We start from the raw sequence: 18,802 nt of genomic DNA, 5'->3' as shown, positions 1-18,802 counted from the left end.
CAGCCGCTCTGTTCAAATTTAAACTACATTTGTTTTGATTTTTTACCAGACAAATCACTCTGTACAATGAATTTTTATTCTCTCCCCGTAATCATAAACGATCGCAGGGAAATGCTGCTTGAGCTGACCGGGCAGCATTTTCAACCAAAGAACAACAGCTATATTATAGAAGTGCCCAGCCTCACCAGCTTCAATCTTTTCAGCATTCTCAGGAGCAGCGTGATCCGCACTTTTGTGGAAGGTAGTCACGATATCCCGATGAGCCGTATCGAAGCGGAATGCACGCTCAATGACGATGTGATAACGCTGAAGCTGTTTGAACAAAAAGCGGCTCCAAAACCCGCAGCAGAGCAGGCTCCGGCCGCTAAAGAAAGACTGAGCTACGAGGATCTCGAAGATTATGTGAGCAGGGATAAAAAGCCGAAGCCGGAAGCTATACTGCCGGTACGGGAACAAGTGCAGCAACTGGGCCAGGCCAATAGTCACCTGGCGCTCAGCTTTGAATCGAAGCAGAATGTGGTGCATGTGAAAAGCCGCCAGACCAGGGAGATCGACCAGGCTTTGTTTGACCGCAATAAGTTGACGCTACGCGTGGTGCTGGAAGTGGGTGAGGAGCAATATTCCAATGCCGTGGACCTCTACCTCGCGCATCCTTCGCAGTTCCTGGGCATCGCGCTCGACTTCGGCTCCGAATCGAGCCAGATGGCGGTGAAGCGCTATACCAACGATTTTAACCTGCAGGAAAGGCGTCCTGAGATCGAGAACCTTTTCCGCAACATCGTTTCCTTTCATAAAAGCAACGGATGGGTATCGCAGAACGAGGTGGTTGACTTTTACCAGGAAGAGAAGAATACTAATTTCTACAAATCGCTCTTCTACCTGAAGGAACAGCTGACGGGCGACTATGAGGATATCGACCGGGAAGTGTTCATTAAAAACATTGCCGATAACCTGAAGATGCTGGTCAATACCAAGGACGGCTTCAATACGCTTACGGCGCAGAAGTTCCACCAGCTGCCCAATCTCAAAATAATCCACAAACATGAAGACCTGCTGAGCGGTGTGACTTTCGAGATAGAGAAGCAGGGCTACGGCATCCCGATCAAGCTAAGCGAGATCAAGCAGAAGGTATACAATACCATTCTAAAGGTAATGATCGCCTCCTTCCTCAAAAAGGAGTTCATACGCTACGATAAAGCTACCCGCTTCATTCGCCTGATGCTGCTGGTGCCCAATATTTACGATACCAACGACATCAACTATATCCAACACCAGCTGCACAATATTTTCCAGGAGCTGAGCGAGCATGAATATAAAGACCGCATCCTGGCCTGGGAAGTGTCGACAATATCGGAAAGCGACGCTTCTTTTATCGGGTACATCAACAAGAACAATATCTCGATCGAGAAAGACCGCGACTATATCATTATCGATTCGGGCAAAGGCACTACTGACTTTTCCGTTATCCGTACCGGCAAGGAAAATATTTTTGACCTGAATCCCGTGTACCGCAATGGCTTTTCCGGGGCCGGCAATATGATCACCTATGCTATTTTTGAGACGCTGCTGCACTATATCCGGCAGACGGCGCAGACCCATCAAAGCAGCATCAGGTATATCAAGGATAAGGTGATACGCATTCTGACCAGTGATGACCTGGAGCGGAAGAACAACTTTTACAACGAGCTGGAGCGTTTAAAATTCAATTACAAAAGCAGCCATATCAGCGATCAGGTGCGCGATACCTGGGACCATGCCCGGAGCGGGGATATCGGCTTCCGCGACCTTATCGAATACGGCGACGGCATCAATACGCTGATCAGCCTGCTGAGCGGGTTGGAGAATGTATCCGACTTCTACAGCTATATCAACGAGACCTGCGATTTTATTGCCGATACGGCTGTGCGGTATATACGCCTGATCAAGGATAACAAGAAAGATTTCAACTGTGCCGGCATCATTCTTACAGGCCGCAGCTTCATGTTCAAGCCGCTGGTGGATAAGATGAAGCAAAGCCTGGTGCAGCAGCTGCAGGTAAGCGAGTCGCGGATCAACCTGCTCAACAGCAATGAGCTTAAGGACATCTGTATCAAAGGCGTGTTCAACAATTCCATAAGAGTGAACGCCGAAATGACGGGCTATCCTATTCAGCTGGTGTTCGGCGACCAGGAGCCGGAGGCGCAGCAGCCCAAGAAGCCGGCAGCGCCTCGTAAATCACTGTTTGCCCGCATCTTTAACGATCTGAACAGCTTTGAGCAGGCGGAGGAAAAAGTGCTGGCGTTCGACCATAACCTTAATTTCGACAAGCTGCAGACGAGCCAGTTCCTGATCGGCTCCAAGACCTACCGTGTGAGCGGCAACGATATTTTCCAGAAGCGGCCGGGCGTCGCTTACGAGGCGGATATCGAGTTTACCCACAAGGGCTATTTCATCAGGAGAAAATACAATGGCATCGTCGATTGCATTGCGCCGATGAGGGCGATAGAAGATACCGGCAGCAGCGATATGAGCCTGATCATTCCTTCACTGTTCCCCAATTATATCGATGAAAAATACCTGAACAGCCTGGAGCGGGATGATATTGCTCCGGCCCCGGTGGTGCCGGCAACCCCGGCTCCTACCCCACCTCCGGTAAGCGACAACGATAACAATACTGAAAATCCCCCGTCGAACCCTTTATATTTCTAAACAAAACTGCTGACATGAAACGTCTTTTCTTTTTGTTTCTGCTGACCGGGCTGACAACGGGTTGGGCACAGGCCCAGACGGACACCAATCGCGCCAAGGACACGAATCGTGTTGCTGATAGTAATATTGCAACACAACAGGACACTTCGCTGGCTGAAGATGGCGAGGCCGGAGGGATAAGCGACACTGCGGACGATACCGGCAATAACGATAGCCAGCGCTTCCCCTGGCTGCCCGTAGTGCTGGGCCTTGTCGCCGGCGCCGTCATTACCGCGGTAGTAATGCGCCTGTCATCGGGAAAAGCGAAAGCAAATACCCCCCGCCCGGAAAGTCAGCCGGAAACACAACCCATCCGGGAAGAAGGCAGGCCGTCGCCACAGGAGCAAAAGCTGAAACGCCAGCTGGACAACCTCACCAAGGAAAAAGAGCAGCTGCAGCAACAGCTGGCCAGCGACAGGAATTTTGACAACGAATACTACGGCGAAGCTTTCCGCAAGCTGGTAGCGCCCATGCACGATGCGATGGAAAGAGGCGCACACAGGGAGATCGAGGAAAACCTGATGAAGATCATGAGTCACTACAGCAGCCTTACGCGCTACAAGATTGCCAAAAAGCAGCCTTACGACGAGGCCAATATCCAATACCTCATGAGCCGGAAAAGCCCGGGAGAGGGCCTGGCAACTGAGATCAACAAGGATACGCCTGTGGACAAGATACCCAAACACATCAAGCCGCTGCTGGACCTGCTAAGGGAGCAAGGCTCCGGCGGTCTGGACGAGTCGATCATCTCCGGCTACCGCATTCGTAATATCTGATGTAGTAAGCTCACCGGCAAAATATTTATCTCCCTGAAAAAAGACCCGCATGAAAATTAAGGGTATCCTATACCTGCTGTTGCCGACGCTGGCGATCATACTGCTCAACCTATTTCTGGGCAGCATCATCAGTTGGTTCCTGAGCATAGCGATCATTGCCTGCCTGCTGTATTATTTTGCACAGATCAATATCGAGCAACTTATCTACCGGAAAACGGACATGCCCGATGTTAGCGATGCCGTGAAGGCACAGGCTGCACAGGTGATCCGCAAGTATAAGGTCATTCTTTCCTTTGGCCTGATGACCGTCATTTTCATCAGCAGTATCGTATGTATCCTTCGCACGACCAATCCCGGCGGCAGTCATCCCTGGTTCCTGAACAGCGATTATCATGGTATCAGCAATACGGGCATCACCTTCCGGCAGTCGCTTTCGCTCACCCTGCCTACAGATGATACTACCGGCGATGGTGGTAGCATGACCTTCAGCAGGAAGGTTAACGACAAGGCGGAGATCAGTTTTGCCGGCTTTTATCAGCCGGTCTTTTTGCAGACCGACCAGGACGGTGTATACACTCCCATTAACGATATCTTCCCCCAGGTATTCCGTAAAACGTTTACGCTTGAGAATGGTGCTAACCGGATCGCAGTGCAGATCAACGAAGGCTCCGGCAGCTGGCTCGACTTCCTGAGACCGGGCAAGCAAAAGCGGATCGTCTATGCGATCGACATCCGCTCTAACGACCGGCAACTTGCCGAGGAGATCAATGTCCCGCTGCCCTATACCGATCATATCGAGATAGCAGAACGTGCCTTGCAGGAAGGAAAGTCGCTGTACAACCTGCTCCTGAACAGCCGCAGCTTCTCGGCAGGCCGGAACGAAAGCTATGCCGTGCTGGAATTTGTGCTGCGACAGATAGGCGAGAGCTACCTGCTTACACATAATAGTGCAGGCAATGAAGATGCCTATTCGTTGTTCCCCTCCCAGGGCCTTATCCGCAACGGCTACCGCCTTTCTGCCGACGGGCAGCAGGTAACTCCTCAATTGAATAACAAAACCGAAATCCCTTTTGGTAAGAAATTCTATATCGGTTTTCATAACATACAGGAGAAAGCCTACCTGAGTACCATCGATCCTTCGGAATACGATGCCGGGAAATCCGGAGATCAAGTAGCCTTGTTATTCGATTACCCTCCCGCCTACCTGCTATCCAGTCCGGCAGAGCGGCAGGTGGCCGGCAACAAGAACCTGCGGTTCATTGCCAATAATAATGATGAGATTCTCAGCTCGGATCTGCGCGAGGGCTTTTATTTTCATAACTACGGGCTGAATACGCCTTACCCGGTAAACGGCACTATGGACTACCTGTCGCAGCGGCCCAATGTACCCATGCGCTTCGGTATAGCCGACAACAACCGTAACGGCGCCTACCGTGCTATTGAAAACAACCGCTTCAGCCTGCAATCTTCCGAACCCGGCGTTCGCTACCTGTTCGCCGTAAGGGATTATTCTGAAAACGGCTTTAGGTATAGCAAGCTGGTCCTGTTTGCTGCCGTTATCTATATAGGCATGCTGCTTGTGCTCATCTTCTTTCCCGGCAAGAGCCTGGTACGTATAGAACCCATATTGTTTGCGGTAATCTATGCCCTGCTGATCCTTCGGTTTATCCTGTATTGGCGGCTGGCCACTTTTCCTCCCTTGGAAAACATTTCCAAGTATGAGCTGGAAAACACGATCCTCAATTTCGATTATCGCTGGGGCAGCATTCGCCTGCCCATACCGTTTACCCTGGTATGGCTTTTCCTCTTCCTGATCATGCTTAGCGGCTACCGTTACCTGGTATCCAATGGAAAGCCGGTTTTCTTTTCCCCGGCTGAAAAATGGAACCTGAAAACAGCGCCACGTATTAATAAGGCCTATGCCCTGTTCATCGGCGCTTGTACGGTATTGTTCTTCCTCAATGGCAAGCTGCTGCACATCGAGATACTGACCCGCGTCAGCTCTATTATATTGCCGGTGATCGGTTATTGCTACTTTGCAATGCTGAGCAACCGCTATTACCAATTCGACCAGGAGTGGGTGCGGCCCGGAGAGTCGATGGGCTATATCCGCCTGAAGGCCTATATACAATACCTGATCTACAACCCGGCCTTCCTGCTCACACTCATTACCATACTCTTTTTTGCGCTCACCGACCGTGGCTTTGCGATCCTGTTTACCCTATTTATCCTGCTCAAAAATATCTTCCTTAACTTCCTGAAGAAGCCATTCAACTCGCAGCATACGACAATACGCAAGATGCTGCTGAATCCGAATAACTATTGGATTTATGGTATAGCGGCGCTGGTGGTGTACCTGGTGGTGCTTTCGTTCAAATCACTGTTCTACTACCTGCTCACCTACAAGCTCATCGTCATTGGAATGTTGTTGCTGATACCCGTCGCTGTGCTATTTTTCTTTTATAAAAAGCAGAAAAAGATTACAGGCATACTGGGCGCCGTGCTGGGCTGCTACCTGTTGTTGCTGCTGATCCCTGGCAGCAGGGCTTTCCTCGAAGCCAAAGCTACCAGCGCGATCAAGCATGTGCAGTACCGCGCGTCCATTATCCATCAGCCGATAAGCGAGTTACTGGCCCAGAACCCCTACTCTTCGTTCCAGACGCAAAAGATTATCGAGACTGCCGAAAACCAATGGTTCATCAACTCTTATGTAAACAAGCCCTATCACAACGATGCGGTCATCAACCTGCGTCCCTATTCTAAGGTAGGCGTGGACTACAATACCCAGACCAGGGATGTGGTGATTGCACGCTTTGTGATCGGGGAGCTGGGCAACTTCACCATGTACCTGGTTTTGCTGCTCACGCTGTTGCCTCTCATTCTCTACCTGATCTCGTACCGGCTGACCGAGGAGCCTTATTACAGGCTCAACTTCCGCTCTTATGCCGGTGTGCTGCCGTTGTTGCTGTTTTTCACGCTCAGCCTGTTTGTATGGCTCACAGCCACCAACCGCTTTGTTTTCTTCGGACAGGACTTTCCTTTCCTGAGCCTGACGAGCAAGCTCAGCGTGGTGTTGCCCCTGGTGCTGTTTGGCATTACACTCACGCAGCAGCCGGCTTCGTACCGCTCGTACCAGCTGAACCTGCGCAGCAACCTGGCCCGTTATACCTTCTTTACCATATTGATCGCCGGCTTTGCGCTCACTACTATTAAAGGCAATGAGCTGAGCAATAATAATTTTTCGATCATTGTGGAGAAAACAAAGAACCATATCAACAAAGATCTCAATGCGGTGCTCTACGAGATACAGGATAGTCTCGCAGGAAAACGGCAACGATACAGCTACTCCGGTCTGATCAAGATACTGGGCGAAGACCGTCGCTTCAAAGACCTGCTGAACGACTCGGTAACCGACAACTATACGCGCAGCATCCTGAAACAGCTGATCAGCAAACCGGCTAATGCTTTCCGTATCGACAACCCGCTCTACATGCTCTACGACAACGACCAGTACAGCGCCCTGTACAATGAGCACTTGTACCTGGAGCTGCCGCCTGTCGAGAACCGGAAAGTATGGAACGGATCGGTAACCGAAAACCTGAGCCTGCCAACGCCTATGGTAAGCCTGAGCTATAATAACAACAATAGTACCGTAGCGCTCCCTTATTTCAAAAAAGACCCTTCGGCGCGCCTGCAGCTGGCCATAATGCCTGCCGCCTGGTTTACGGGCGCCCGACAGCCCGTAGGCATTCTTGATATCAAACAGGCTGGTCAGGAGCAAGCGGGCCTGCTGCTCTATAAAAAAAACAGCAACAACCTGGTGCAATACCAGACCAGGTTTGCCAACAGCTTCAATAACGAAGACATTGCTACGCTCAACATGCCGGCAAGCAAGCTGGTAATGGCCTATAGCAATTCGGGCAATTACTTTGCGGTCAACAAATGGATCAATGGCAGCTATAAGATCCTTTACCCCCAGAAGGAGCACAACTTCTGGATGTATCATTTTGCCAATGCCATTCGCAATGCTTATAAGGCCGATAGCGTGCTGCAGGACAATATCGCGATCAGCCTCGATTATAACCTGTACAACAGGGTGCAGGAAATGATCGACCAGGCTTATGAAGGAACGACCCGGTCCAATCGCCGGTTCCGGTTTAGCGTCGCCGCTGCCGATGCTGACGGCAACATCAGGCTGATGAATGATTTTGTGCGCAACAGGATACGACTCGACCCCAATGATGTGGTGTCTATCGCCAGGTTGCAGCAAAAACATTTCTTCTTCAGCAATATCCGCAACGAGCGTGACCAGTGGGGCAACAGCAACCTGCTGGCCATGCGGCTTGGACCAGGCTCTTCGGTAAAGCCGCTGATCGCCGCAGCGATAGCATCGCAGGCCAATGCCGGCTGGGGGCAGCTGCACCTGATGGCGCCTGCCCAGACAGAATATGTCAATTATGGCGGCTTCAAACTGCTGAAGCCCTGGGAAAACGACGATCATTACCGTGCCGAGCTGAGCCTGGATAAGTACATTGAAGTATCCAGCAACTTCTACCAATCGGCCATGATCTTCCTCGGCTCTTACCCGCGCAGCGCTTTCGTGCGCGACAATGTAATGAGCCTGAAGCATGTATTGAGCAGTACTGCCGGTCCCGATAATACGTATCCCGTATTTACCTTCAACGGCAATGTCTATTATCTTCCCAACTACAATCACAGGAAGGGCGCCTGGCCGCTTACCAATGAGCGCGAACAAAAGAAGAAAAGCTTCTTCGGCAACGAGCATTCGCTGCTGGCTGACGGGCTGGAAACGAACACGCGCCTGCGCACACAAACCTATGATGGGGATGGCAACATACCAGCTTCCTATACCCGCGTCAACATAGTAGACAGTCCGTTATATACCGCATTATCGAAGAATAAAGGCAGCTATTTCTTATGGAGCTTCCCCGAACAATCAAGCTTTCTGCAGGCGCAGCGTGCTTTTACTGAACCCTACCAGAACTTTAACCTGGGCCTGAAAACGACGACGCTGGGCGGCTACCCTTACCAGGTATCGCCACTCAAAATGCTGGAAATGTACACCGCCCTGTTTACACAGAACCGTAATCTGGAGCTGAAGGTACTACCCGGCAAACAACATGGGATGCCCTGGCAAACGGATGCCAGCTGGCGCGAAGCGGGCAGCTTCAACCAGTTCCTGTCGGCGTATATTTTCAAAGGCATGAACGACGTGATCTATGGTGGCAGCGGTACAGGACATGCGCTGGGCGGATTGCGCGGCGCACATCCCGGCTTCTATTTTTATGCCAAGACCGGTACCATCAATGAAGAAGGATCGGGCGCAGGCAATTCCCGGCGCCTGGTGGTAGCCATTACCAACCAGGACATGCAGCAGGCCGCAAGCATAGGACAAGCGGGAACGAAGGTATACACCTTGTATTTTACTGTAGACAATAACAAGGATTTTGACTGGACGCTGCTCAACAATATTATTAACGAAGTGATGGCCTCCCGTTCCTTCCAGCATTATTTCCGTTAGCAGACCAGAACAAACTTTAAAGCACGATATGCAGCACAGCATTAGTAAATGGCAGATCATTTTTACGGCGCTGGCCCTGGTTGTAGCGGCAGGCGCCGGTCTTACCACCGTTCTGCTCCGAAATACAGCAATGGAACAGCCCGTAGAGCAACCTGCAGCCTTTAGCAGCAACAGCTACAACACTATGAAAACCGATACCTTTGCGGCATTGGTCACCAGGGCTTACGGCAGCGATGCCGACATCAGGCAGGAGAATGGGGTGTTGACACTTGAGCTAAAAAACTCAGGAGAGCAGGGCCGCGATTTTTTCAATGCCAATGAAGCGTTGCTGCGGTTCAGGCTGAGCCAGCATGGATTTGAGCTGCAATATCAGCAGGGAAGCCCTTTGCTGACGGCCCGTTTCAAAATCAACGAACAAAACGGGGTGACCATACCCAATGATGTATTGATCAGACTTATGGATAAAACCACAGGAACCTATCATGTCGATAAACAAAAGTAACATAGCCGATTTCATCACTTTCCTGTACCGCAAAAGAAAAGGACAGGATCCCCCTGCCCGGCTAAAGGAAGGCTGGACAGCATTGAGCAACGAGGAGATCGCCGATCAGCTCAGCGGATTGTTCCATTCCTGGGGGCTTACCGATGAGGATAAGCGCAATGAGATCAATGCTTTTTTTAAAGAGACTTTATTCACGCCCAGGCCGCAGCCTGCGCCCAAAGTAATCCCGGTGCCGGTATCTGCACCGGCAGATGTACCGGTTACGCCCTGGCCGGCGCCGAAAAGAAGGAAGAAATGGCCCTTTATTGTACTTCCCCTGCTGTTGCTTCTTTTGGGTTACCTGGGTTACCAATACCTGGCCTACAGCAGCATGCAATACCTCTACACCATTACGGATAATGTGCTGGTAAGGGATGAGAACAAGGAAGCAGTTGCCCGCATGGACCTTTACGAAGTCAAGGGGCCCATTCCTTCGTTCCAGAAGCTGAAAGCTGTGGACAAGGAGATATACTATCGTAGTATCGACAACACCAGCAACCAGTATCCTTTCAGGAAAGTGCTGCTGAAGGATAACGGTTTTTTGAGCTACCTGTTTAAGGGAAAAAAAGATATCGGCTATGTAAACACCAATTATGTAGTTGAGAATGTGAAGGAGTTTGACCTTTACCAGACCGCTTTTAAAGAGGTAAAAAACAACCGTGCAGAGAATGCCGATCTGAAAGCGATCTACCGAAAGATCATTATCGGCAGCATGAGCCAGGACGGCGATCTTGAAAGTAAATATATCGCCCTGCACACCTCCGGCATTCCCCGCTCAGCGGCGGATGCTACCTATGCCATTATCAAGCAGCCCATCAAAGAAAATGTCCAGTATGTGATCGTCGCCGGCCTTTCCGATGGCTTTTATTACCGCTTTGCAGGCGACATTAAGAACAATGATTACACGGCGCCTGAAAAGATCATGGTCACTATGGAGGACAAAACAGAAAAGCCCCTGAACGGCGCCTACCGCTTTATGAACAGAGATGGTAAGATCATCCTGTACGACTGCGTGACCAATACCCCTACTTATTATGAAGCGAAAAAGGACGCCAACGGCAATATCAGCGCCTTCGTATACAATGCTCCTTCGCTGCTGGAACAGATATTGCCACCGGATCAGCCCGATACAGCACAGTAGTTCACAACAACGCTACAATATCGACGGGGCCGCCTTCTTAGCAAAGCGGCCCTTCTCTTTGCAACAACAAAATTGTCCATCAGCCTGATCCTATAAAATTCCTTATTGGTCCTCCTTTATAGCGTGTTGGTCGAAATCATCAGTGCAGGGAAAAAGCATTGGCTACATTTGATTATTCTTACCGGCAATCACTAAGTTGGTACCTTATTTTTCCGTCTGTGTCTATTAGCAGACCCTATAAAACAATTCATATGAAGAAACGTTTTCCCTTAAGCTTCCTGTTGCTGTGCGCAACCGTTATTAATGTTTCTGCGCAACAGTCCTGGATCGTAGGCGGCCAGTCGGTGCAGGAAGGCCAATTGCCCTGGATCGGAGACCTTCGCGACATCTCCGGCCACTTTTGCGGCTCCGCCCTTATCGATCCCAAATGGGTGGTCACTGCCGGCCACTGCACTTTCGACCCTGTTAACGGTCAGCCGATCTCCCCGGCATCTGCACGCGTCCGGTTCAATACGGTCAATACCAATGCACCGGTCAACCCCAACGGTGGTGTGGAAGTTGAATTGAAAAAGATCTTCTGCCACCAGGAGTTTAGCCTGAGCGGGGATTTCTTCAGCAATGGCAAGGATATCGCTTTGATCCAGCTAATGCTGCCGGTCACTACGATCGAGCCTATCGCTCTGCCTGCGCTTAGCGATGCTGCAGTGGTCTATGAGACGGGCGCACCGGTAAAGATCGCGGGCTGGGGGATATCGGATCCGGCAACATTCGGCAGCCCTGATACGATGAAGTTCTGCAATACAAAAGTATTCGACCATACTCTTTGCAACACACTCTACGGTGGCGTGAGCAGCCAGTCTTTCTGTGCCGGCTACAGGCTGAACGAAGCGGTTGCCGGCGCGGCGGCCGGCGATAGCGGTGGTCCGGTATGGATCGACCAGAATGGTCAGAAAAAGATCATCGGCGTAGTGAGCGGTGGCATGCTACCTTATACCTCAGCCGATACGCCGGGTGTTTATACGAAAGTTGCGGCCTTCCGGCCCTGGATCGATTCGGTGATCAATGCTAATGGCGGTTATACAGTTGGTATCGATCCCCGCGTGTGGACAGACAACGATATCCGGATCGGCATTGCGGGGCATACGCTGGGTATCTATTTCGGCAATGTGCAATCGCCTTCTATCGACTGTTTTATATTCAATGCCGAAGGCCGTAAGGTTTACCAGGCAGGCATCTCAACACCATCACTGCGTAGCTATACGATCGACATGAGCGGTCTCAGCCAGGGTTTGTACATTATCCGTTTCTATGATTCCCGCGATGGCCGGTACCTGACCAAAAAGATCTATAGAGGCGCCTGACCTGTAACAATAATATGAAAAAACTATCCGGCATTATTGCCTGCTGCATCAGTCTGAGTGCCTGTATGGCGGGCCGGCCATCCCTTGTTAAAGGGACAGCCGGCCCGCCGGCATCTGCACGATGGGTATTACAATCGCTTGAAGACACTGCTTTGCAGCGGCAATGGCGGGGTGTCGCTACGCTTGTTCTGGGACGGGACAGTGCGGCAAGCGGACATATGATCTGCAACACGTTCAATGGTCATTATACCATCGATACTGCCGAACGCAGCTTACAATTCAACCACCTGGCGGCGACCTGGAAAGCCTGCAGCGGGAGCAAAGCCGAAGCAGCCTATATGAATATGCTACGCAGCATAGATCACTATGAGCTGACCGCACAACGGCTTATTGTCTACAGTGGCGGCAAGAAGCTGGCCGTGTACGATCTTTCCAAAGGGAATTAACGGAAAAGGTTTATTGAAACCAGGAGCTGTACATGGTGTAGTTATTGGCAATCCTTTCGATCTCGCCGCTGATGAGTTCGGGGCTAATGTTCTTTACCTTTTTAGCCGGCACACCCGCATAAATGGTCCCGGGCTCGACCTTGGTACCTTCCAGCACTACCGCACCTGCGGCGATGATGCTATTGCTGCCGATCTCTGCATTGTCCATCACGATAGCACCCATACCGATCAGCACATTGTCGGCTACGGTACAGCCGTGGACAATCGCATTGTGCCCCACAGATACATTATTGCCCAGCACCACCTTTGTTTTTTGGTAGGTCGCATGGATACAAGCCCCATCCTGTATATTCACTTTGTTACCCATACGGATACTATTCACATCACCGCGGACAACCGCGTTGAACCATACGCTGCATTCCTCGCCCATAGCCACATCGCCTACAATAGTGGCATTGGGAGCGATAAAACAGGACTCGGGAATCTGGGGAGCAATACCTTTTACGGGAAGAATGACGGGCATAAGGAAAATATATTTTTAGTTTAGCAACAGTTAATGCTTAAAAGAAATCCGGCTCGCGCCGGGTAATGTTCCAGCGCAACCCACCATAGAAAGAAGTGGATGCAGGATAGTTAGTGAGGCCTCCGCCGATATTGCGATCGAGGTAGGTGGCGCCGGCCTCAAGGAAAATATTGGGCCGGATCTCATAGGCGGCATTGAAATTGAAGTAAGTACCATTCAACTTCTGATCCCCGATAAGACCATAGCCTTCATCGGCGCCACGGGTATCGTACCGGGCAAAGATATCGTTGCCGGCATTGAGCATTCCCGGTATACCGGTCCCTCGTGTGGAATAGATTCCCTTGGCAGAAAGATAAAGGTTAACAATAGGCTGGTACCGTACCGTGCCTATAATTTCGGCAAAGCCGGCGCCATAAGGATGTGCCAATGGCTGATTATAATGCGTATAGTCCGAAACACCGTCGTTGGCAGCATACATAAAGGGACGAACAATGTTCACCTCGCCTTGCAGGTCCAGGTTCCGTAAAGTAAAGGCATCGAAATACTTGGCGCCCAGCTGTACGCCAAACTGGTTGCCCCACCAGCCCTTACCCAACTTGCCAGGCTGCAGCTGATCAAAATAACCTTGTCCGTAAAACTGGAGATGCTTTAATGCAATGGCCTTAAAGCTGATACCTAGCGAAGTTTTCTGGTCGGCGCCCAATGCGCGGGCTACGCTGTTGTAGAAGATGACCGGGATCAGGTATTCTGCCCCGAAGCGTTCGGGTTTAGCGTAGATTGTGGACTCGAATAAGCCCAGGTTAAGCCATGGTGTTACGTTCATACTCACCTGGTGGACGCTGGCATACTTACGCGGCAGGCGTTGGTCGCCTGCCCTCACATAAGCCGGCGTTAGCTCCAGGAAAAGGTTTTCGTATTGAAGCCGCCATATTTTCGTCCGCAGCCGGAGAAAAGTTGCCGGTGCGCCAAAATCGGAGAGCTCCAGACTCCGTATGCCGTCGCCCGTAAACTGCTTGTCGTAGCCGAAAGTGACATTGAAATGATCGTTGAATGCACCCACATCGATATAGCCTCTTGCCAGCAAATAATCGTAAGCACCCGAACTATTGCGGGTATAATAGTCGGCGCCGGGAAAGGCCTGGTGACGCGCCTCCCATTGCTCGATATAGCTCAGCGCCTTTTCCTGGTTGTCGGCAACCATAGTATAGAAACCGATCTTATTAAAGATCCGTCCTCTTATTTCGGCGCCACGGGTATTGATGTATTTTAACCCGTCTACATTCCGCTCCTTCGTGGCCTGCAAATAGAGCACAGGGTTGACCACAAGGAAAAAATCGCCGGTATTGACATGTACCAGGTCGGGCTGCTTCTGGTAAAAGTACTTCAGTACAGGCCTTACTGAAGGTAAGGCGCCGTCGTCGCCATCGGCAGTTTCGGACCATTCACCACTGATGGAAAGCGCCCGCTGGATATTATCGTAATCAATATCGCTGAGGTCTATACCTTGTCCCCCAGGCATCGGCTTTGTTATCTCTTTGAGAAACGCGACCGCGCCTTTCCTGGGAATAGGCTTCAACGTGGAATAAAAATCGTTGGTCAGCATTCCCCCTTTTGTCTCTAACCTGTCGAGCAGGTTGTACTCCTCCGTACGTAGCGGCAGATAAGTCGTTTGACCGGTAGCGGCTAGTGATACAAATGCGCCTATTAAGGAGAACAGTAAACTTTTTTTCACGAGCATATTGAGCTTTAGGGTCAACCAGCAATCCTGTATAATGGGGTAAAGATAAAAAAGATCGTGTGAAAACGCCTTTGATAGCATTGGTAAAGAAGGGATAAAAAAAGCGATCCACAGGGGGACCGCTTTATACCGGGTTCTTTAATTGCTTATTAATTTATCTGACGATCACTTAATTTAATTCTTCAGCCAAGCCAGCAGGATATCGGGCGCTACACCGATCACGATAATAATGGCGGCTGCCAGGCCTAGAAAGAACTTATCTCCGGCGGTCACTTCCATGGCCAGCTCCGGCTCGCCCTTTTTGAAGTACATGGCCATCAGCACCTTAAAGTAGTAATATGCGCTGATAGCCGCCATGAGCAGGGCAAAGATTACCAGCCACATCATGCCCGTACCTTGCTCCAAAACCGCGGTAAGCACAAAGTATTTGGCAAAGAACCCACCAGTAAGGGGGATACCTGCCAGCGACAGCAGGAATATGGTTGCTGTGAAGGCCAGCAGGGGATGCTTTTTGCCCAGACCATTGAAGCCATCATAAGTATAATCCTTTAGCTTCATGAGCACGGCAAACATACCGATCGTAGCCACGCTGTATGCCACAGCATAGATAATAATGCCTTTGAACCCTGTGGCGTTAACGGCCAGCACCGCAAACAGCATAAAGCCCGCCTGCGCGATAGAAGAATAGGCCAGCATACGTTTGACGCTTTGCTGGAATACCGCGGTGATATTGCCGATAAACAAGGTAAGCGCTGTAATGATCGCCAGCACAAGGGTCCAGTGCTGGTTAATACCGCCGAAGGTTTCGCTGAACAAACGCAGGAAAGCCACAAACAGGGCGGCCTTAACGATAGTGGCCATAATGGCCGTGAATGGCGTGGGCGCACCATCGTAGACATCGGGTGTCCAGAAATGCATGGGCGCCGCGGACACTTTAAAGCCCAGCGCCACCATGATGAGGAGGATACCACCTAGGGACATAGCATCTACGCTATGTTCCATAAAGTTAAATTTGGCGACATCAAAAGTGCCCATCGCACCATACAGCAGCGCTATGCCCATCAGCAGGATACCGGTAGAGAAGGAACCCATGAGGAAATACTTGAGCGACGCTTCGCTGCTCTTAAGGTTGCGCTTGTCGCTGCCCGCAAGGATGTACTGCGGAATAGATATGATCTCAATCCCCAGGAACAGGATCAGCAGGTTGCTGTATCCCGAGAGCAGGTTGCCGCCACAGAGAATAAAAAAGATAAGCGCGTAGTATTCGCCCGTGTGTTGACCCACTTTCTCAATATGTTTGCCACAAAGCAATACATACAGCAGGGCGATGCCGGTCATGAGGGTATTGAACCAGATGGAGAAGGAACCATATTTCAGCATGCCATTAAACAGGGCTTCCGGTATCTCGCCGTTCATAATATGCACGAGCTCGTAGATATTGACCCCGGTGAGCACAGCCAGCAACAAGGTCGCCAGCAGTGTAAACGTTTTCTTCTCTTTTACCGACAGGGCGGCAAACATCATAATAACGCCGAATAATGCAGATGCTATAAGTGGTTTCATATTTAACCCGCTCCTGGAGGAGCTTTTGTACTATTAATTGTATTGTATATGCCTTATGCAGCTTCGCTGCAGAATTTTCGGGGATCAGCCCATAATACCGAACAGCAGCTTGGGATAAACACCCAGCAGCAGTATAATGCCAATGATCACAATAAGGCCAAAGAGCTCGTTACTGCTCACATCTTTTACCACAACCGCTGTTTTAGCTTCGCCATAAGCTACTTTCTGAACCATATTTAAGGTGTACACGGCACCAAAGATCACACCCAGTCCGGCCAGCACCATAAAGGTGATATGGTAGGGGTTCTCGCTTTGGAAAATGCCGTGGAACAGCATGAACTCACCAATAAAGCCATTGGTCAGCGGCAGGGCAATATTGGCAAAGGCGATGATCACCAACGCAATGGCCATGGTAGGCGCCGAACCAGCCATACCTCCCAGCTCACGCAGGTTGCGGGTACCGTAGCGCTGTTCGATCATCGATACGATGAGCCACATACCCGTAATGTTAATGCCGTGGTTGAACATCTGTACTACAAGGCCGTTCATAGCAATACCATTGGGATCGTTGGCAAAGATGCCCAGGCTCATGAGACCAATGTGCGCTATGGAAGAATAGGCGATCAGGCGCTTAATGTCGCTTTGCACCATAGCCAGCAGGGAAGCATAGATGATGCCGATCACGGAAAGTACCATTACGGTATTGGTCCAGTAGACGGTTCCCTCGGGGAGTATGTTGACCAGCCATTTTACAGTCGCAAACAGGCCCATCTTTACCATCAGTGCGCTCAGCACAATAGTAACCGGCGTAGACGATTGCTCGTAGGTATCGGGCTGCCAGGTGTGGAAAGGGAATACCGGCATTTTAATACCGAATGCGATAAAGAACAGGCAGAATACCGCGCCTTGCTCAAAGGCCGGCAGGGAAGCTCCGGTTTGCCTGATGGTATCCCAATCGAAAGTGCGGCCCGGTGTTTGCAGGTAGAGGTAGATGACGCCGGCCAGCATCAGTAAGCTACCCATGAAGGTATAGACAAAGAATTTAAAGGTAACAGGGATCCTTCTTTCGCCACCCCAGGTAGAACAAAGGAAATACACGGGAATGAGCGCCAGCTCCCAGAAGAAATAGAATAGCAGCAGGTCGTGCGCCAGGAATACACCCATAAGTCCTGCCTGCGACAGCAGCATTAATCCGTAGAAACGATGCGCATCCTCAACCGGCTTATTGCGCTGGGAGATAAAGATCACAGGGAAAACGATGGCGGTCAGCAAGGCCAGCACCACACTCATTCCGTTACCGAACAGCCAGAAACGGGCGCCGAGGGATGGGATCCAGGGCACATTGTACACCAGCATGGCCTGGCTATTGGCAGCGCAGGCGATGAAGGCAATGGCCAATGTCATCAGCGAAGCACCCAGGGCCCAGGTTTTCACCGAACCATGTTTCCATGTGAAGCTGATAAGACCTGTTACAAACGGAACTAAGATTAATAGTAATAGTATCATTGCTGTATTTGTACTGTGTTTATTTTCTTTTGCGCTGTCTAAATGTTTTACCTGAAACTTAGTGGCAGATTCACTTTCATTCTTTCTGGTAAGTTATGTATTTTACCTGGTATCCACACCGGGTTATGATATTCCAGCAATGTCACGATCTCTCTATCTGTTTTATATTCACCGGAAGATTTTTGCACGGATGCGTTTTCCATATGCCCTTCTGCGTCGATATACAACTCCAGCAACATCTTACCCTTTATATTCTTTTTGCCTGCCGCTTCAATGAAGGCTCTCATATTAGTAAGAGGTACTTCAGCAATTCCTGCGGGGAAAAGGAGAGAGGGCCTATCTTTATTAATCGGCTCTTTTTTTCCCTTTTCATTCCAGTGCTCCACAGAAAGCAGCTTTACTTTCCACTCCTCTTCTGAACTGATTTGACCATTGGGATAAAACCATTCAGACTTCCCATCGAATACGCCTTTTTGTTCGACGATATACATTACATCCATTATGTTGCCTCCGAAAGCTACCACTCCCTCTTTTATGAGCGTATCCACCAGACCTTCTCTTTCAACGTAGTTTTCCTTCGAGCGTAGCGTCCCATCTCTGTACCAGGTTTGCCAGGATCCCATTCTATAGTCGCTGTAGAATCGTCCCGCTTTTTCCCTGTTACCGTTCTCGTAATAGTAAACGAACATTCCCTGTTTTACTTCTTTCTCCAGCGATGTAAAGGTCCCGCTCATTCTGGGCTTCATACTTTTTGAATAGTAATCCATAACATACCACCCCTCCGAAACTGCGACAGCTTTGCGATGATAGACTGCTTTATCCATCTCCTGCTCCTGCTCCCATTTCCCATTGAAGTAAAAATGCAAGGTATCCTGCCCCACTACGGTAAAAGAGCAAACGAGAAAAGCAAAAAGGATCAATTGTACCCTCATACTATT

General features: G+C 50.2%; 12 protein-coding genes. 7 read left to right on the top strand and 5 right to left on the bottom strand.

Annotated features, from left to right (window positions below; translation table 11 throughout):
• The first annotated feature begins 66 nt into the window (after positions 1 to 66).
• The 7 genes from DZK30_RS11755 (at position 67) to DZK30_RS11725 (ending at position 12,534) form a co-directional block, all read left to right on the top strand.
• A complete protein-coding gene (locus DZK30_RS11755) occupies positions 67 to 2,688 on the top strand; it encodes an acetate and sugar kinases/Hsc70/actin family protein (RefSeq protein ID WP_118974328.1) in 2,622 nt (873 codons plus the stop codon).
• 14 nt (positions 2,689 to 2,702) lie between these two features.
• Positions 2,703 to 3,503: a hypothetical protein gene (locus tag DZK30_RS11750; RefSeq protein ID WP_118974327.1), complete on the top strand. Its 801-nt coding sequence runs from the start codon at positions 2,703 to 2,705 to the stop codon at positions 3,501 to 3,503.
• Between the two features lie 49 nt (positions 3,504 to 3,552).
• Positions 3,553 to 9,045, top strand: coding sequence for a hypothetical protein (locus DZK30_RS11745; RefSeq protein WP_118974326.1), 5,493 nt, complete (start codon positions 3,553 to 3,555; stop codon positions 9,043 to 9,045).
• A 28-nt stretch (positions 9,046 to 9,073) separates the two neighbouring features.
• The gene (locus DZK30_RS11740) at positions 9,074 to 9,547 is read left to right on the top strand and encodes a hypothetical protein (RefSeq protein ID WP_118974325.1); all 474 of its coding nucleotides are present in this window, start codon (positions 9,074 to 9,076) and stop codon (positions 9,545 to 9,547) included.
• The gene (locus tag DZK30_RS11735) at positions 9,528 to 10,727 is read left to right on the top strand and encodes a hypothetical protein (RefSeq protein WP_118974324.1); all 1,200 of its coding nucleotides are present in this window, start codon (positions 9,528 to 9,530) and stop codon (positions 10,725 to 10,727) included. Before DZK30_RS11740 ends, DZK30_RS11735 begins: the two co-directional genes overlap by 20 nt.
• 251 nt (positions 10,728 to 10,978) lie before the next feature.
• Positions 10,979 to 12,088: a trypsin-like serine protease gene (locus DZK30_RS11730; protein WP_118974323.1), complete on the top strand. Its 1,110-nt coding sequence runs from the start codon at positions 10,979 to 10,981 to the stop codon at positions 12,086 to 12,088.
• A gap of 14 nt (positions 12,089 to 12,102) precedes the next feature.
• Positions 12,103 to 12,534 carry an META domain-containing protein gene (locus DZK30_RS11725; RefSeq protein ID WP_118974322.1) on the top strand — a complete coding sequence of 144 codons (432 nt, stop codon included), beginning with the start codon at positions 12,103 to 12,105 and terminating at the stop codon, positions 12,532 to 12,534.
• Positions 12,535 to 12,544: 10 nt separating this feature from the next.
• Here the strand turns inward: DZK30_RS11725 and DZK30_RS11720 are convergent, their stop codons facing one another.
• The 5 genes from DZK30_RS11720 to DZK30_RS11700 form a co-directional block, all read right to left on the bottom strand.
• Positions 12,545 to 13,057, bottom strand: coding sequence for a gamma carbonic anhydrase family protein (locus tag DZK30_RS11720; RefSeq protein WP_118974321.1), 513 nt, complete (start codon positions 13,055 to 13,057; stop codon positions 12,545 to 12,547).
• Positions 13,058 to 13,094: 37 nt separating this feature from the next.
• Positions 13,095 to 14,789, bottom strand: coding sequence for a hypothetical protein (locus DZK30_RS11715; RefSeq protein WP_162903037.1), 1,695 nt, complete (start codon positions 14,787 to 14,789; stop codon positions 13,095 to 13,097).
• 180 nt (positions 14,790 to 14,969) lie between these two features.
• Complete coding sequence (locus DZK30_RS11710) at positions 14,970 to 16,358, bottom strand: NADH-quinone oxidoreductase subunit N (protein WP_118974319.1); 1,389 nt, start codon at positions 16,356 to 16,358, stop codon at positions 14,970 to 14,972.
• 84 nt (positions 16,359 to 16,442) lie between these two features.
• Positions 16,443 to 17,864, bottom strand: coding sequence for a complex I subunit 4 family protein (locus DZK30_RS11705; RefSeq protein ID WP_118974318.1), 1,422 nt, complete (start codon positions 17,862 to 17,864; stop codon positions 16,443 to 16,445).
• 47 nt (positions 17,865 to 17,911) lie between these two features.
• On the bottom strand, positions 17,912 to 18,796 hold the full coding sequence (locus DZK30_RS11700; RefSeq protein ID WP_118974317.1) for a TonB family protein: 885 nt from the start codon (positions 18,794 to 18,796) through the stop codon (positions 17,912 to 17,914).
• Positions 18,797 to 18,802 lie beyond the last annotated feature (6 nt).

It is taken from the genome of Taibaiella koreensis (genome assembly GCF_003545715.1).
GTDB classification, from domain to species: Bacteria; Bacteroidota; Bacteroidia; order Chitinophagales; family Chitinophagaceae; genus Taibaiella; species Taibaiella koreensis.
This window is presented reverse-complemented; position numbering and strand designations above follow the sequence as displayed.

Excerpts from the sequence above, each read along its gene's own strand:
- DZK30_RS11700 (WP_118974317.1), bottom strand. The coding sequence starts at position 18,796 with ATGAGGGTACAATTGATCCTTTTTGCTTTTCTCGTTTGCTCTTTTACC.
- DZK30_RS11725 (WP_118974322.1), top strand. The coding sequence starts at position 12,103 with ATGAAAAAACTATCCGGCATTATTGCCTGCTGCATCAGTCTGAGTGCC.
- DZK30_RS11710 (WP_118974319.1), bottom strand. The coding sequence starts at position 16,358 with ATGAAACCACTTATAGCATCTGCATTATTCGGCGTTATTATGATGTTT.
- DZK30_RS11705 (WP_118974318.1), bottom strand. The coding sequence starts at position 17,864 with ATGATACTATTACTATTAATCTTAGTTCCGTTTGTAACAGGTCTTATC.
- DZK30_RS11745 (WP_118974326.1), top strand. The coding sequence starts at position 3,553 with ATGAAAATTAAGGGTATCCTATACCTGCTGTTGCCGACGCTGGCGATC.
- DZK30_RS11755 (WP_118974328.1), top strand. The coding sequence starts at position 67 with ATGAATTTTTATTCTCTCCCCGTAATCATAAACGATCGCAGGGAAATG.
- DZK30_RS11720 (WP_118974321.1), bottom strand. The coding sequence starts at position 13,057 with ATGCCCGTCATTCTTCCCGTAAAAGGTATTGCTCCCCAGATTCCCGAG.
- DZK30_RS11730 (WP_118974323.1), top strand. The coding sequence starts at position 10,979 with ATGAAGAAACGTTTTCCCTTAAGCTTCCTGTTGCTGTGCGCAACCGTT.
- DZK30_RS11750 (WP_118974327.1), top strand. The coding sequence starts at position 2,703 with ATGAAACGTCTTTTCTTTTTGTTTCTGCTGACCGGGCTGACAACGGGT.
- DZK30_RS11735 (WP_118974324.1), top strand. The coding sequence starts at position 9,528 with ATGTCGATAAACAAAAGTAACATAGCCGATTTCATCACTTTCCTGTAC.
- DZK30_RS11740 (WP_118974325.1), top strand. The coding sequence starts at position 9,074 with ATGCAGCACAGCATTAGTAAATGGCAGATCATTTTTACGGCGCTGGCC.